15 protein-coding genes are annotated in these 13964 nt (G+C 43.2%); 13 read left to right on the forward strand and 2 right to left on the reverse strand.

Annotation, left to right across the window (positions count from 1 at the left end; all coding sequences use genetic code 11):
* Positions 1-134: 134 nt before the first annotated feature.
* Positions 135-863 (reverse strand): DUF3334 family protein, encoded by a 729-nt coding sequence (locus L2717_RS07110; protein ID WP_248938015.1) that lies wholly within the window; start codon positions 861-863, stop codon positions 135-137.
* Positions 864-1221: 358 nt separating this feature from the next.
* Between L2717_RS07110 and L2717_RS07115 the strand changes: the two genes are divergently transcribed.
* From L2717_RS07115 to L2717_RS07170, 12 genes are all read left to right on the forward strand, one after another.
* Positions 1222-2859 (forward strand): methyl-accepting chemotaxis protein, encoded by a 1638-nt coding sequence (locus tag L2717_RS07115; RefSeq protein WP_220774378.1) that lies wholly within the window; start codon positions 1222-1224, stop codon positions 2857-2859.
* A 191-nt stretch (positions 2860-3050) separates the two neighbouring features.
* Positions 3051-3446 (forward strand): ACT domain-containing protein, encoded by a 396-nt coding sequence (locus L2717_RS07120; protein ID WP_220774379.1) that lies wholly within the window; start codon positions 3051-3053, stop codon positions 3444-3446.
* A gap of 28 nt (positions 3447-3474) precedes the next feature.
* Entirely contained in the window at positions 3475-3732 is a 258-nt protein-coding gene (locus L2717_RS07125; RefSeq protein ID WP_220774380.1) for an HPr family phosphocarrier protein, read from the forward strand.
* A gap of 118 nt (positions 3733-3850) precedes the next feature.
* Positions 3851-5554 carry a phosphoenolpyruvate--protein phosphotransferase gene (ptsP, locus tag L2717_RS07130; protein ID WP_220774389.1) on the forward strand — a complete coding sequence of 568 codons (1704 nt, stop codon included), beginning with the start codon at positions 3851-3853 and terminating at the stop codon, positions 5552-5554.
* Between the two features lie 72 nt (positions 5555-5626).
* The gene (crr, locus tag L2717_RS07135; RefSeq protein ID WP_220774381.1) at positions 5627-6136 is read left to right on the forward strand and encodes a PTS glucose transporter subunit IIA; all 510 of its coding nucleotides are present in this window, start codon (positions 5627-5629) and stop codon (positions 6134-6136) included.
* Positions 6137-6335: 199 nt separating this feature from the next.
* Complete coding sequence (locus tag L2717_RS07140) at positions 6336-6680, forward strand: ArsC family reductase (protein WP_220774382.1); 345 nt, start codon at positions 6336-6338, stop codon at positions 6678-6680.
* Positions 6677-7819 (forward strand): succinyl-diaminopimelate desuccinylase, encoded by a 1143-nt coding sequence (dapE, locus tag L2717_RS07145; RefSeq protein ID WP_220774383.1) that lies wholly within the window; start codon positions 6677-6679, stop codon positions 7817-7819. The genes L2717_RS07140 and dapE overlap by 4 nt, the downstream gene beginning before the upstream one ends.
* Positions 7813-8526, forward strand: coding sequence for a M15 family metallopeptidase (locus L2717_RS07150; protein WP_220774384.1), 714 nt, complete (start codon positions 7813-7815; stop codon positions 8524-8526). The genes dapE and L2717_RS07150 overlap by 7 nt, the downstream gene beginning before the upstream one ends.
* Positions 8527-8609: 83 nt before the next feature.
* Positions 8610-9440 (forward strand): alpha/beta fold hydrolase, encoded by an 831-nt coding sequence (locus tag L2717_RS07155; protein WP_220774385.1) that lies wholly within the window; start codon positions 8610-8612, stop codon positions 9438-9440.
* A 190-nt stretch (positions 9441-9630) separates the two neighbouring features.
* The gene (can, locus tag L2717_RS07160; RefSeq protein ID WP_076500346.1) at positions 9631-10248 is read left to right on the forward strand and encodes a carbonate dehydratase; all 618 of its coding nucleotides are present in this window, start codon (positions 9631-9633) and stop codon (positions 10246-10248) included.
* Positions 10249-10776: 528 nt separating this feature from the next.
* On the forward strand, positions 10777-11514 hold the full coding sequence (kdsB, locus tag L2717_RS07165; RefSeq protein ID WP_220774386.1) for an 8-amino-3,8-dideoxy-manno-octulosonate cytidylyltransferase KdsB: 738 nt from the start codon (positions 10777-10779) through the stop codon (positions 11512-11514).
* 35 nt (positions 11515-11549) lie between these two features.
* Positions 11550-11813 carry a DUF2897 family protein gene (locus L2717_RS07170; protein WP_220774387.1) on the forward strand — a complete coding sequence of 88 codons (264 nt, stop codon included), beginning with the start codon at positions 11550-11552 and terminating at the stop codon, positions 11811-11813.
* Between the two features lie 198 nt (positions 11814-12011).
* Here L2717_RS07170 and trhO read toward each other — a convergent pair whose 3' ends face one another.
* Positions 12012-13016, reverse strand: a complete 1005-nt coding sequence (gene trhO, locus L2717_RS07175) for an oxygen-dependent tRNA uridine(34) hydroxylase TrhO (RefSeq protein WP_220774388.1) — start codon at positions 13014-13016, stop codon at positions 12012-12014.
* 278 nt (positions 13017-13294) lie between these two features.
* Between trhO and L2717_RS07180 the strand changes: the two genes are divergently transcribed.
* A complete protein-coding gene (locus tag L2717_RS07180) occupies positions 13295-13951 on the forward strand; it encodes a glutathione S-transferase (protein ID WP_220774899.1) in 657 nt (218 codons plus the stop codon).
* Positions 13952-13964 lie beyond the last annotated feature (13 nt).

Raw genomic sequence — 13964 nt, forward strand, 5'->3', positions numbered from 1 at the left:
GCAATACCAATCGAGGTCCCTATCGTGTCATAAAGAGCATTCTACCTTAGTCATATATTGCGATGATGCTAAAACAGTTCAATTAGCTTGTATAGACGAATGCATTAACATCCGTCTTACACTACTATTCCTGCTTAAATGCCAAGTTGATCAAGTAAATCATCGGCTTCGTTATCAATTGTGTGCGTCGCGATTGCGGGCTTATCAACATTTTTGACCAACGACGAGACATTTGAAGCTGAGCCCTTATTTGCCCCTATCGTGCTGTGCAGCTCTAAAAGACTGTCGGGATCGAACTCTTCATCATATACAAACTCATCTAAACGAATGAACTCGGTTTTGTCCATGGCAAATTCAAGGTAGAAAATATGATTATTTTCAGTTCTAAATGACACTCTGCGAGCAACGGCATCATCAAGATTTGCATCAATAGAAATAGTTAACTCTTTATTAATCGTTAACATTTTTGGCTGGCTTTGGCTGATCGATGTTTGTAATTCCTTAGAAATTTTATTAATAAAATCCCCTAAAATTTGGTTCATCAGCTCACCTATCACATTACCCACTTCATCCGACGTATGTGAAAACGCGAGTTCAGCTTCAGGCATGCCCATATTCAGCATGTAACGACGGTAAATTTCAATTGCAGCAGATGAGGAAAAATTAATCACTACCAGCCCAGAAAAACCACCATCAAAAATTGAAAAACAACCAAGATCGGGCTTAAGGCGAGTGCGTGCAATACTCTGCACCATACCCGCGTGGGTGACATGACTGGCACTGGTACTGGATAAGACGTGGGCGACTGAATGACACAGCTTCAGTAAAATATCATCCGACGTTACGATAGTATTATTGGTCATAATTGATTCTCAAACTGAATAATGGGTTAATCTTGCGCGTAAATGCGTTAAAAATCAAAGTTAAAACAATTAATTAGCCTAATGCTATCATATTAGTGGTGTTAACATAAACCTAACGTGTTGATATCTAATAGAACAGATAAAACGTCGTCAACTAAGAAACTTAAAAAATAGCGACACAAAAACAAATCTGGCTAATAAAGAAACACATTCAAATTGACTCTCCTTAATAATCTGCTTTAGATCAAATAAATTGATCTTTATTAAGCGGGTTAATTGAATTTACAGATTAGATGATTCAATTAAAAATGATTCACGGGTATATTAACCTTCAATAATAATACCTTAAGGAACACCCATGATCACATTTTTGCGCCGATTTACCATTTTACAACGCTTAATGATGATGCTCCTTATGGCAGCTTTAGGCACGGTCTGTTTTGCTAGCTTTTCGATTAAGGAACAATACAGCAATTTAATCGAGCAAAAATGGCTACAGATCGATGGTCAACTCTCCAACGTATTAAGCATAATAGATGCACACCATCAAGATGCCATTAAAGGTAGGTTTAACGAAGATGGAGCTAAAAAAGCAGCAGCTAACTTAATCAATCAGACTCGCTATTCAGGCTCAGGCTACTTCATTGTGATTGATGATAAGAATCAAATTCTGGCCCACGGTGATAACGCGAGCTTAGTTGGCACCTCAGCATTAAATTTCAAGCTACCTAATGGCACCAACCCATTAGCCACTATGCTGCCATTAGCACGGGCTCAATCGAAAACCACCCTCGAATATCCGATTACCGATCCCATGACTAGAGCCATAGAAGATAAGCTCGCACAGGCCAGCTATTATCCACAATGGGGCTGGACGGTGATAACGGGCGCCTATTTAAACGATGTAAAAGCCAGTTTGCAATCTATCATTATCGATTACTTGATCATCATGTTTTTGATTTCGGTCCCAATTTTTGCTTTCTTTTTGGTACTCAACCGTTCTATTACCTCGCCTTTAAATGATGCCATTGATGCCCTTGAAAACATTGCCCAAGGCGAAGGCGATTTAAGTCAGCGCATTAGCACCCAAGGTAAAGATGAAGTTGCCCACCTCGCCCGCGCTTTTAATCTGTTTGCCCAAAAAATTGGCGACATGGTGGGCCAGTTACAGCCTTTAGGCCAAGCATTAGACACTGATGCAAAACAACTGTTGATTGCGGTAGAAGAATCAAATCAAAGTACCGACCATATATACAAAGAAACCAGTAGTGTAGCCACCGCTATCAATCAGATGCTCTCTACCACGCATGAAATGGCGAGCAATACACAACAAGCGGCCGATGCAGCCAACAGTGTGAAACATCAAGCGCAGCAAAGCCAAATTGTGATCGATAACACGGTTAATAATACTGAAAAGCTGGTGGCAGAATTAAAAGCCTCTGAAGTCGTTACCCAAAAGCTGGCTGTAGCTTCTCAGCAAATCGGTAACATACTTGATGTAATCCGCAGTATTGCCGACCAGACAAATTTGTTAGCCCTCAACGCCGCGATTGAAGCTGCGCGCGCGGGTACTCATGGCCGAGGTTTTGCTGTGGTGGCCGATGAAGTTCGCGCCCTAGCGACTCGCACGCAAGCTTCGACGAATGAAATCCAAAACATCATCGGTGAAATCCAATCGGGCGTGAGCTCAGTGATGAAAAGTAATAATCAGACTCAACTGCAATCCGATGAATTACAAGCACAAGCCTATGAAGCGGGTAAAGCGATGGCAGCAATCCTGCAATTAATCGCGCATATTAGTGATATGAATACTCAACTGGCCAGTGCCACTGAAGAGCAATCCCTTGTAACTGAAGAAATTAATCGCAATATTTGTAACATTTCTGAGTTAACTGAAGTCTCGGTTAAGGCTAACGAAAGTAACCGCTATGCCGCGCAGTCATTGCAAGACATTAGCCAAGGTATGTCTGGCACTTTAGGGCAGTTTAAAATCTAATGCTCTAACAACATGATGACTCAATAAAAAGGGTGCGACTAAGCACCCTTTTTTATTAGCTTTTGTTGAATCACTTATTTTTAAAGCCCTGCAGTTGACAACAAGGCAGCCAGCTCAATACAAATTCAGTGTCACACTCTGGGTTTGATATGCGGTATGCTTTAGTTACAATACCCTAACGAGTAATTGCCATGCGCATGACCTTAGCTGTTCTTCCCGAACAATATACCATTCATAGCTTTAGCCCGAATGCCGTATTACCCAGTGAAGTCTTTGCCCAAGAAATCTATTTCATTGGCAAAACACCAGAAGGCTTATCTTTGGTTATTGACAGTGATGTCACACTCGATAGCTTAGAGCAAGAACACGGTTGGCGCTGTTTTGAAGTGCTAGGTCCACTCGGATTCTTGACAACGGGCATTTTATCTAAAGTGTTGAGCACCTTAGCAGACGAACATATCAGTATTTTTGCCATGTCGACCTTTGATACTGATTATATTTTAGTGAAATATAATCGGCTCAGCCTTGCCATTGATGCCTTGAGAAAACAGGGCTATCACATCATAGAATCCAAAAGTGAAGTGTAATATCCCCTTAAATATGAGCTCAGTTACTATGTACGAAAAAACAGTCACGATTATTGCTAAACATGGTATTCATACTCGTCCTGCGGCCCTATTAGTCAAAGAAGCCAAAACCTTTGACTGTGATGTCCTAGTCGAATGTAATGGCAAACAAGCCAGTGCTAAGAGTTTGTTTAAACTACAAACCTTAGGCTTATACTATGGCGTGACGGTTAAAGTATTTGCTGAAGGTGAGCAAGCACAAGCTGCGGTAGAAAAGGTTTCAGAACTCCTTATTACCCTAAGCTAGTCCAATTATTGTCACGCTTTAATGCATTTATCCCCACTCTTTACAAACTCAGCAGCACTCAATTAGACTCGCTATCGGCGAAAGAGCACTAAGCTCAGTGGTTAATTTAGGAATGAATATGTCAATAACGGGGATTATAGTGTCATCGGGAATCGCTTTTGGTCAGGCGCTTCACCTTATTCACACCGAACATCACCTTGATTATCGTCCGATTCCCCTGTCTAAAACTCCTCAACAACAGGGTAAGTTTGTTAAAGCATTAACAGAGTTACAAGCACAGCTGACGCATAGCCAAACAACATTAAGCCACGACTCAGATAACTATCAATTGATTGAGGCTGACTTACTCTTATTGCAAGATGATGAGTTAATTGAACAAGTTAATGACGCTATTCGGACGCTACAATTGTCAGCCAGTGTGGCGGTCGAGCGTATATTTGCTCATCAAGCTAATGAGCTAGAGTCATTAGACGACCCTTATCTTGCTAATAGGGCGCAAGATGTACGCGCGTTGGGCCAAAGAGTCGTGGCAGCCATTAACGGTCATTTAGACCCGGGTTTTGCAAAGTTCGACACGCCGACGATATTACTAGCCCAAGATTTAACCCCTGCAGAATTTGCATTACTCCCCCGGGAAAACCTCTGTGGGATTGTGCTTAAAACTGGTGGCTTAACCAGCCATACGGCTATTTTAGCCAGAGCGGCGGGTATTCCTGCGATGTTAAGTTGCCAGTTTGATGCCGACGCCATCCCCAATGGCATACCCTTAGTGCTCGATGCGCTTAATGGTGAACTCTGTATTAATCCAAATCCTGAACAACAGGCAAAACTCACGGTTACCTTTCACCATGAACAGCTGCGCCGCGCAGCACTACAAGCCTATAAAGATGTCCCTGCACAAACCCTAGACGGCCACCAAGTGGGGTTAATGGCCAACGTGGGTAACCTGAACGACATCATCCATGTGAGTGATGTCGGTGCAGATGGCATCGGTTTGTTTCGTACTGAATTCATGTTGATGAACGTAAGCACCCTACCCGACGAAAAAGCCCAATACAGTTTATATTGCGAAGCTCTGCACGCGCTAGGCGGTAAAACCTTTACGATTAGAACGTTAGATATCGGTGCAGACAAAAAGCTTCCCTGCTTGTACCAAGAACAGGAAGAAAATCCCGCTTTAGGCTTGCGCGGTATTCGCTACACCTTAGCCCACCCCGAATTATTTAAAACCCAATTAAGAGCCATTTTGCGCGCCGCTAACCATGGTCCTATCCGCTTAATGTTTCCTATGGTTAATCAAGTCGAAGAGTTAGATGAGGTGTTTACATTAATAGCCCAGTGCCAAGATGCCTTAGAAGAGGAAGAAAAAGGCTACGGTGAACTCAGTTATGGCATCGTTGTTGAAACTCCCGCAGCAGTGCTGAATTTAGGCGCTATGCTACCAAGGCTTGATTTTGTCAGCATTGGCACGAATGACTTAACCCAATATGCCATGGCAGCAGATAGAACTAACCCGCAATTAACCCGAGATTATCCTTCTCTGTCCCCTGCCGTTTTAGCGTTAATTAACATGACAATAATCCAAGCTAAAGCCGCCAATGTTAAAGTCTCACTTTGCGGCGAACTCGCCAGCTCACCGCACATTACGCCACTGCTCATTGGCATGGGGCTTGATGAGCTCAGTGTTAACTTAAGCTCGCTCTTAGAAGTGAAAGCGGCGATTTGCCAAGGCAATATGCAACAATTTACCGCACTAGCACACACAGCATTACAACAAGATAGAATTTCAAACCTGCAGCAGTGTATAACAAGCTATAAATAGAGACATTTATTCGTTATGCTGCATCTATAGAAGAAAAACGATAACCAAAAAAAGTATAAGAGGCATGACATTATGGGATTTTTAAGCCGAATAAGGCGCTTGGTATCGGGTCAGTCTCAATTAGCGGGCGGTATCATGGTATATGCGCCAGTATCAGGCGATATTGTGGCAATCGAAAAGGTTCCCGATGTGGTTTTTGCCGAAAAAATTGTTGGTGATGGCATCGCTATCGCCCCAAAAGGTGAATTAATTCTTGCTCCTATCGACGGCACTATTGGTAAAATTTTCGAGACTAATCACGCATTCAGTATTGAATCGCCCCAAGGTTTAGAATTATTTGTCCACTTTGGTGTGGGCACAGTTGAACTCAGGGGAAGAGGTTTTACACGCTTAGCCGAAGAAGGACAAGAAGTTAAAGTCGGCGATCCTATTTTGTCGTTTGATCTTGATTACCTTAAAGATCAAGTCGACAGCTTACTAACGCCTGTCGTACTTGCGAATATGGAAGACATTAAATACCTCGACAAAGCCCAAGGCAGTGTCGTTGCGGGTAAAGATGTTATTTTTACAGTACAGCTTTAAATTTTTCACAGTGCAGCTTTAGGTTAATGATTGCAATGCACTCTTTACCAGACGATATGATTTACCAGACAATATAGTCGGGGGAGCGATTTCCATGATAAGTGCCCTTTATGTTTTAGGATAAATAAACAATATCGTGATAAATACCTGCAAAATCAATGCTTGCTAGTCAAGCGTCCATCCACACTGGAGCATCATTTTGACCCTCTACGGTATTAAGAATTGCGATACAGTGCGTAAAGCACGTAAATGGATTGAAAATCATCAACTAGCGGTTAATTTTCACGATTTTAGAGATGACGGCTTACGTCAAGAAGACCTCGAACTCTGGTGCAATACCTTAGGTTGGGAAACTGTATTCAATAAGCGCAGTACCAGCTTTCGCGCCCTGAGCGACGCTGACAAAACCGATATTAATCAAGTAAAAGCCATTAAACTCATGTTAGCGCAGCCAACACTTATCAAGCGTCCCGTCCTTGTATCTGGTGAACACGTATTAGTGGGTTTTAATGAAGCCGATTATAAAAGAGTATTCTCGCTATGATATCAGCTGATAATTACCCCGTAACAAAGCTCACTAAAGCATTAATCGCTCGCCCTTCGGTGACACCGCTTGATGAAGGCTGCCAAACCTTAATGGCAGAACGCCTCAGTACACTCGGCTTTAATATCGAAGCGATGATATTTGAAGACACCACTAATATGTGGGCACGACGTGGCAATGAAGGTCCACTATTTTGTTTTGCAGGCCACACAGATGTGGTTCCAACAGGCGATGTGAGTCGCTGGCACACGCCGCCTTTTGTGCCCACTATTATCGATGGTTATTTATATGGCCGCGGCGCGGCAGATATGAAAGGTTCACTGGCGGCGATGATCATTGCCACCGAACGCTTTGTCGCAAAACATCCCGATCACCATGGTTCTATCGCCTTTTTGATTACCAGCGATGAAGAAGGCCCATTCATCAACGGCACAACGCGGGTAATTGATACCCTAGAGGCCCGCAACGAGAAGATTACTTGGGCACTCGTCGGTGAACCTTCCTCAACGCTAAAGCTGGGCGATGTCGTCAAAAATGGTCGCCGCGGCAGTTTAACGGGCAACTTAACTGTTAACGGGGTTCAAGGTCATGTGGCCTATCCGCACCTCGCCGATAATCCCATTCATAAAGCGGCGCCTTTTTTAGCTGAACTCAGCCAAATGCACTGGGACAACGGCAATGATTTTTTCCCGCCTACCAGCTTTCAAATCGCCAATATCAATGGCGGTACGGGCGCATCAAATGTGATCCCTGGCGCACTCGAGGTGATGTTTAACTTCCGCTATTCTACCGAAGTGACCGCTGAAATATTAATTGAGCGTGTTGAAGTATTATTGAAAACCCATGAACTGGATTATAATATCAGCTGGATTTTCAATGGCCTGCCATTTTTAACCGGTGATGGTCCATTACTTGATGCAACGCGTCACGCGATTCGCCAAGTCACTGGTTATGAAACCGACCCTCAGACCACTGGTGGCACATCAGACGGACGTTTTATCGCGCCAACGGGTGCTAAAGTGTTAGAACTGGGCCCGGTTAACGCCACCATTCACAAAGTAAATGAATGCGTTAAAGTGGATGATCTTGAACAGTTAGCCCTGTGTTATGAAATTATCTTGGAACAACTGCTGTGCTAGCACATCTTAATATCCGCCCCGAAAATGCACGGCTTTATGGCTTAACCTCCTCAGACTTAGTGGAGTATTTAAGTCCACATCACCATGGGTATCATAGCTTTTGGTTAGAGCCCAACACTGCGATTGCCTTTAATGCGATGGCGGAAAAAGCTAACGAAGCGGGCATAAAACTGGCTATCTGCTCCGCCCACAGACCATTTGAACGGCAACTCGCTATTTGGAATGCTAAGGCAAGCGGCAAACGTGCGGTGTTGGATATTAATGAACAAGTGGTAAATATTCAGGGGCTGAATGATGATGCTATCGTCGACTTGATTTTACTCTGGTCGGCGCTTCCGGGCGCATCCCGCCATCATTGGGGCACTGATCTTGATGTATTCGATGCGGCGACGATTGATGTCAAAGCGCTGCGTCTTATTGAAGCAGAATATGTCGAAGATGGCCCCTGCGCCAAACTGCATGCTTGGTTGCTAGAAAATGCCTATGATTTTGGCTTTTATTTTCCCTTCCAACGTGGACAAAGTGCGGTGAGCCCTGAGCCTTGGCACATCAGTTATTTCCCCGAATCACAATTACTATTGCCTCAATTTGATCGCACTGAATTGGCCATCCTATTAGCCGACAGTGATATGTTGCTCAAACATGCTGTACTTGTCCGCTTAGATGCGCTCGTAGATGAATACGTACTACGTATCGCCCAGTCCTAACTACGAGTGTTCGCCAAGGTTAGGCCAATAACATCGTCAAGGTTGGAGCTTAACATAATGATATATTTGATTAAGTAGGTTTTATGGATTTTTCTTCACACTATCAACAATGTACTATTGCCGAGCGTAATTTAAGTTATCTCGATATCGGCACTGGCCCAGTATTGTTGTTCGGTCACAGTTATTTACGGGATAGCGCCATGTGGGCGCCACAAATCGCGGTATTAAGTGCCCATTACCGCTGCATAGTGCCAGAACTTTGGGGCCATGGTCAGTCAGATTTACTCCCCGATAACTGCACGACCCTACTTGATATTGCTGATCATATGTTGGCCTTAATGGATGCCCTCGAAATTGATAATTTTAGTATTATTGGGCTTTCTGTTGGCGCGATGTGGGGCGCTGAACTGGTGCTCAAAGTGCCGACAAGAGTTAACGCTTTAGTCATGCTAAATAGCTTTATTGGTTTTGAACCCGAAGTGACTCGTGCTAAATATTATTCCATGCTGGATACTATCGCTATGGCGAACGCTATGCCTGCGGCGCTTATCAGCACCATTTCACCCTTGTTTTTCGCTAATCATGCGATAGATAACGCACCTGAGCGTGTCGCCGCTTTTGAGCACTCTCTGGCAAATATCACCGCAGAAAAAATCCCGACAATCGTTAAACTGGGACGGATGATTTTTGGTCGACGCGATACGATGGAATATGCTGAGCAGTTTACGCTACCTTGCCTTATCATGGCGGGGGTTGAGGATAAGGTACATAGTGTATTAGAAAGCTATTTGATGAGTGATAGTATTGACGGTAGCCAACTAGTGCATATTCCGTCAGCAGGACATATTTCAACGCTTGAGCAAGCTGAGTTTATCAATCAACATTTAGTCACCTTTCTCGCGCGTTATTTATAAAACCGCCCCATATAAGGGGCCTGTGTTATAAAAAATAGCAAACATCATAAAGATTCAATCCGTTAATATTGTCACGAATTGGATAGACCAGCACAGAAAAATTTACTGCTATACTCTTATAAAAAGAGTGCTACCAGCAAGAGCTAGAGCGTCATAAGACTTTTATGTGTCAACAAAACAATAGGTTATAATGAAACTACTTAAACCGCTATTTGACAATAACCGCCGCTGGGCCGGACGTATACGTCAAGAAACCCCTGATTTCTTTGAACAATTAGCTAAACAGCAACATCCTGAATATCTATGGATTGGTTGCTCTGATAGTCGCGTACCGTCTAACCAAATCATCGATCTTATGCCTGGTGAAGTCTTTGTTCACCGTAATATCGCTAACATGGTGATTCACACCGATCTTAACTGCTTATCAGTACTGCAATATGCCGTTGATGTACTCAAAGTGAAGCACATTATGGTTGTCGGTCACTATGGTTGTGGTGGCGTGCGCGCCGCTATGGGTCAGCAACGCTTAGGGCTTATCGATAACTGGCTCGGGCATTTACGAGATATTTACCGTATCTATCAAGAAGAATTGTTACAGATGGATGAAGCCAAACGTTTTGATCGCCTGTGCGAACTTAACGTCATTGAGCAAGTTGCTAATGTAACCAGTTCAACCATAGTGCAAGAAGCATGGGATCGCGGTCAAGAAGTAGCGGTGCACGGCTGGATTTACGGTATTGATAACGGCTTACTCACCGATTTAGATGTCACGGTTGACCGCGAACATGGATTAGCCCATCCACGCTAATGATTCGCTTTTGGGCGGGTGGCATCATGCTAAGTTCGCGTAAAAATTAGATAAAACCTGCCTCTGTGCAGGTTTTATTTTTACATGGCTGTTTTTAACAATTAAACATCGCAAGGGGCTTTTACCCCAGTTATAATCCGCCTATACGTCAAAACGCTAAAGAAAACCCTACATAACCTGAACTAGGGATAGTGGCAGTGGTAACTGATTAATCTTATTACCTTATTCACAAAATTAACTCTACAGAGTGAGTTTTTCGTTATCAAGGCAAGTTTGCGTACCAATAGCGAGCAATTAGCAAAGTTAACGCAGATAAAGGGAAAAGTAACCTGTAGAGACGCAGAGTTTATCCCGAGTTCAGGTTACATACTCTGCTTTCAATAATAGAGACATAGGCGTAGGAAATCATAGGTAACATGTTGACGACTTTTTTCTGCCGCATCTAGGCTCTATTACATATCAAAAGCGCTCATCACGAGCTCTTTTGCTGACTAAACTGTATGCATTTGATAAAAATAGGATAATTTGATGAATGTCACTCTTTTAATCCCCGCTCGTTATGCTTCAAGCCGCTTTCCGGGTAAACCCTTAGCACTGATTAATGGCAAACCTATGATCCAACATGTGTATGAACGCGCATCGTTAGCCAAAGGTCTGACTAACATTTATGTCGCGACCGATGATGATCGCATTAAGTCTGTTGTTGAAGGTTTTGGCGGTAATGTTGTTATGACCAGCCCAGATGCAGCATCAGGTACAGATCGCATCAATGAAGCGATAAGTCTCTTAGGGCTAAAAGATGAGGACTTAGTGATCAACCTGCAAGGCGATCAGCCACTAATTAATCCCACTTCTATTGAACAGTTAATCAATCTATTTAAAGATCAACCTGGTGAGTTTGAAATGGCCACTTTAGGTTTAGTGATTGATAATAAAGCTGAGCTTGATGACCCGATGCATGTGAAGGTGGTTTTTGATAACAACGACTTTGCCCTGTATTTCTCCCGTGCTCGCATTCCCTTTGGTCGTGATACGCAAGATTACCCTGTTTATAAGCATTTAGGCGTTTACGCTTATACCCGCAAATTCGTACAAGCTTTTGCCGCGCTGCCATTAGGTCGCCTAGAAGAACTGGAAAAACTTGAACAATTACGCGCCCTAGAACATGGTTATAAGATCAAAATAGCGATTAGCGATTTTGATTCCGTCGAAGTCGATGTGCCAGATGACATTCGTAAATGTGAGCAAAGATTAGCGGCTAAGTAATTGCATTGTTGGTCTTTTTGAAATAGGAGCTGAGTATGTCAACCTTAGAAGTTTGGATCCTGATTATTTTGATCCTTGGTGTCATTGCCAGTAATCTTGCCGCACTCAAATACAGTGCTAAGTTTAAGCTGCCGCAATTTGGTCAGCATGACAAAGATAAGCAGTTGAAGACAGGGGCAAACGCTGCCAATGACGATCCGGATAAAATGCCTAGTGAAGCAGGTAGCGACACACCATTACAGCCAACCTCAGCGATAGAGACGAGTTCTGAGCCTAATACAAAGGATCGCAAAGAGTAATCAGTGCTTAAGCGTGTTTATTTTATTTTTAAAAAGGCGTTAAATGCGCTTTTTTTTTATAAAATAATTCAACCAAAACGCTTTAAAGCCAATTGTTATAGCGGGGCTTTTCGCGCAAATACACAATAAATAATGAAAAAATGGCCCGAACAAGTCGGGCCATAGTACACATTATATTAATGACTCATGCAGTATGCTTTATACCACTGGTGATTTTTTCGCGTTATTTTTCTCGGCGGCGAGTCGACGCTGTGCTTCTTTCTGCTCGCGGCGGGCTTCAATCACTTGATTTACATCGCTGCCGATATGCGCTTCATTACGGGCTTTGGCTAGATTCACTTGGCGTTCACGCTCAACAAAACGTTTACGCTGCTCGTCGGAAATCTTATCAATACAATGTGGACAACTCACGCCTTGCACATAAGCAGGGCTCTGTTTCTCAACTTCTGTGATGGGCATACGACAAGCATTACATTGATCGTATTGGCCTTTCTTTAAATCATGATTTACCGCAACACGATTATCGAATACGAAACACTCGCCTTCCCACAGGCTTTCTTCGGCTTTGACTTCTTCAAGATATTTAAGAATGCCGCCCTCAAGATGGTAGACCTCTTCAAAACCTTGCTCTTTCAAATAGGCTGTTGATTTTTCACAACGAATACCGCCAGTGCAGAACATAGCCACTTTTTTATGTTTGGCAGGATCAAGATTCTGCTTCACATATTCAGGGAATTCTCTGAAGGTTTCAGTTACTGGGTTAACCGCATTTTTAAAGGTGCCGATTTGAACCTCATAGTCGTTACGAGTGTCGACTAAAATCACGTCGGGATCTGAGATCAGCGCGTTCCAATCTTGCGGCTTAACGTAAGTGCCAACAACTTTTAAAGGATCAATACCTTCAACGCCCATAGTCACTATTTCGTTTTTCAATTTGACTTTAGTGCGGTAGAACGGCATTTCATCGTCAAATGACAGTTTATGAACAATTTTGTCTAGGCCATTTTGGCTATTAAGCCAAACTAATAGTGCTTCGATAGCTTGTTCAGTACCTGCGACAGTGCCATTAATCCCCTCACTTGCCAGTAGTAAAGTGCCTTTGATTTCGGCCTGTTCCATCATCTCGAGCAGCGGTGCTCGAATCGATTCAAAATGCGGTAACGACACAAATTTATATAACGCACACACGACAACTTTAGCCATAACACCCTCTTTGCTGGCTGGAACTTCATTTCCAGTGCATAAACACATTAACCATCTGTAGATTTGCTACAGATCTCAAAATAGCGCAGAATTCTACCTGAGTCACAGCCAGATAAACACAGATAAAATGCAGGGCCTGTTATTCTTTACGTATATGAGTGATAAAAATAATGTGTTGAATACAAATATGCGTATTAACACGGTACTATCTGCACCTTTCATAAGCCGCATTCCTGCCAAGGCTTTTTCAAACTGATAACACAAGTGAGGAGTCCTACATGGCTTTAGCCGTTCTGTATACTTTCCGCCGCTGCCCCTATGCCATACGAGCGCGTCTTGGATTATTACTCGCTCAATGTAATGTAGAAATCCGCGAAATTACACTTAAAACCAAACCGCTAGAGATGCTGGCCGCGTCATCTAAAGGCACAGTGCCCGTATTAGTGCTAGTGAACCGCGATGTCATTGCCCAGAGTCTTGATATTATGCGCTGGGCACTCACGCAGCACGATCCATTAGATTTGTTATGCCATAAAAACCCTGCTGATGCCGATAAAATGGCAGCACTTATTGAGCAAAATGATGTGCAATTTAAACCATGGCTTGACCGCTATAAATATAGCGATCGTTACCCAGAGCAAACACAAACGGACTATTACCAACAGGCGAGCCGTTTTCTCATACAGCTGGAACAGTGCCTTAGTGAAACGCCATTTTTAGTGAGCCATACACCTCGCCTCGCCGACTATGCCATTGTACCTTTTGTACGCCAATTTGCCGCAGTAGAAACCAAACGTGCGCTGAGTGATGACTTTCCCGCTGTCGCTGTATGGCTAGAGCGATTAATGTCGAGCGAGATATTTATTCGCGCCATGCATAAACATGTGATCTGGAATGCTAGTCATGCACCGATTTACTTGTTAGAGGACTTGTAAGTAAATAAATTTA

The organism is Shewanella glacialipiscicola, from assembly GCF_023283485.1.
Lineage (GTDB): Bacteria > Pseudomonadota > Gammaproteobacteria > Enterobacterales > Shewanellaceae > Shewanella > Shewanella glacialipiscicola.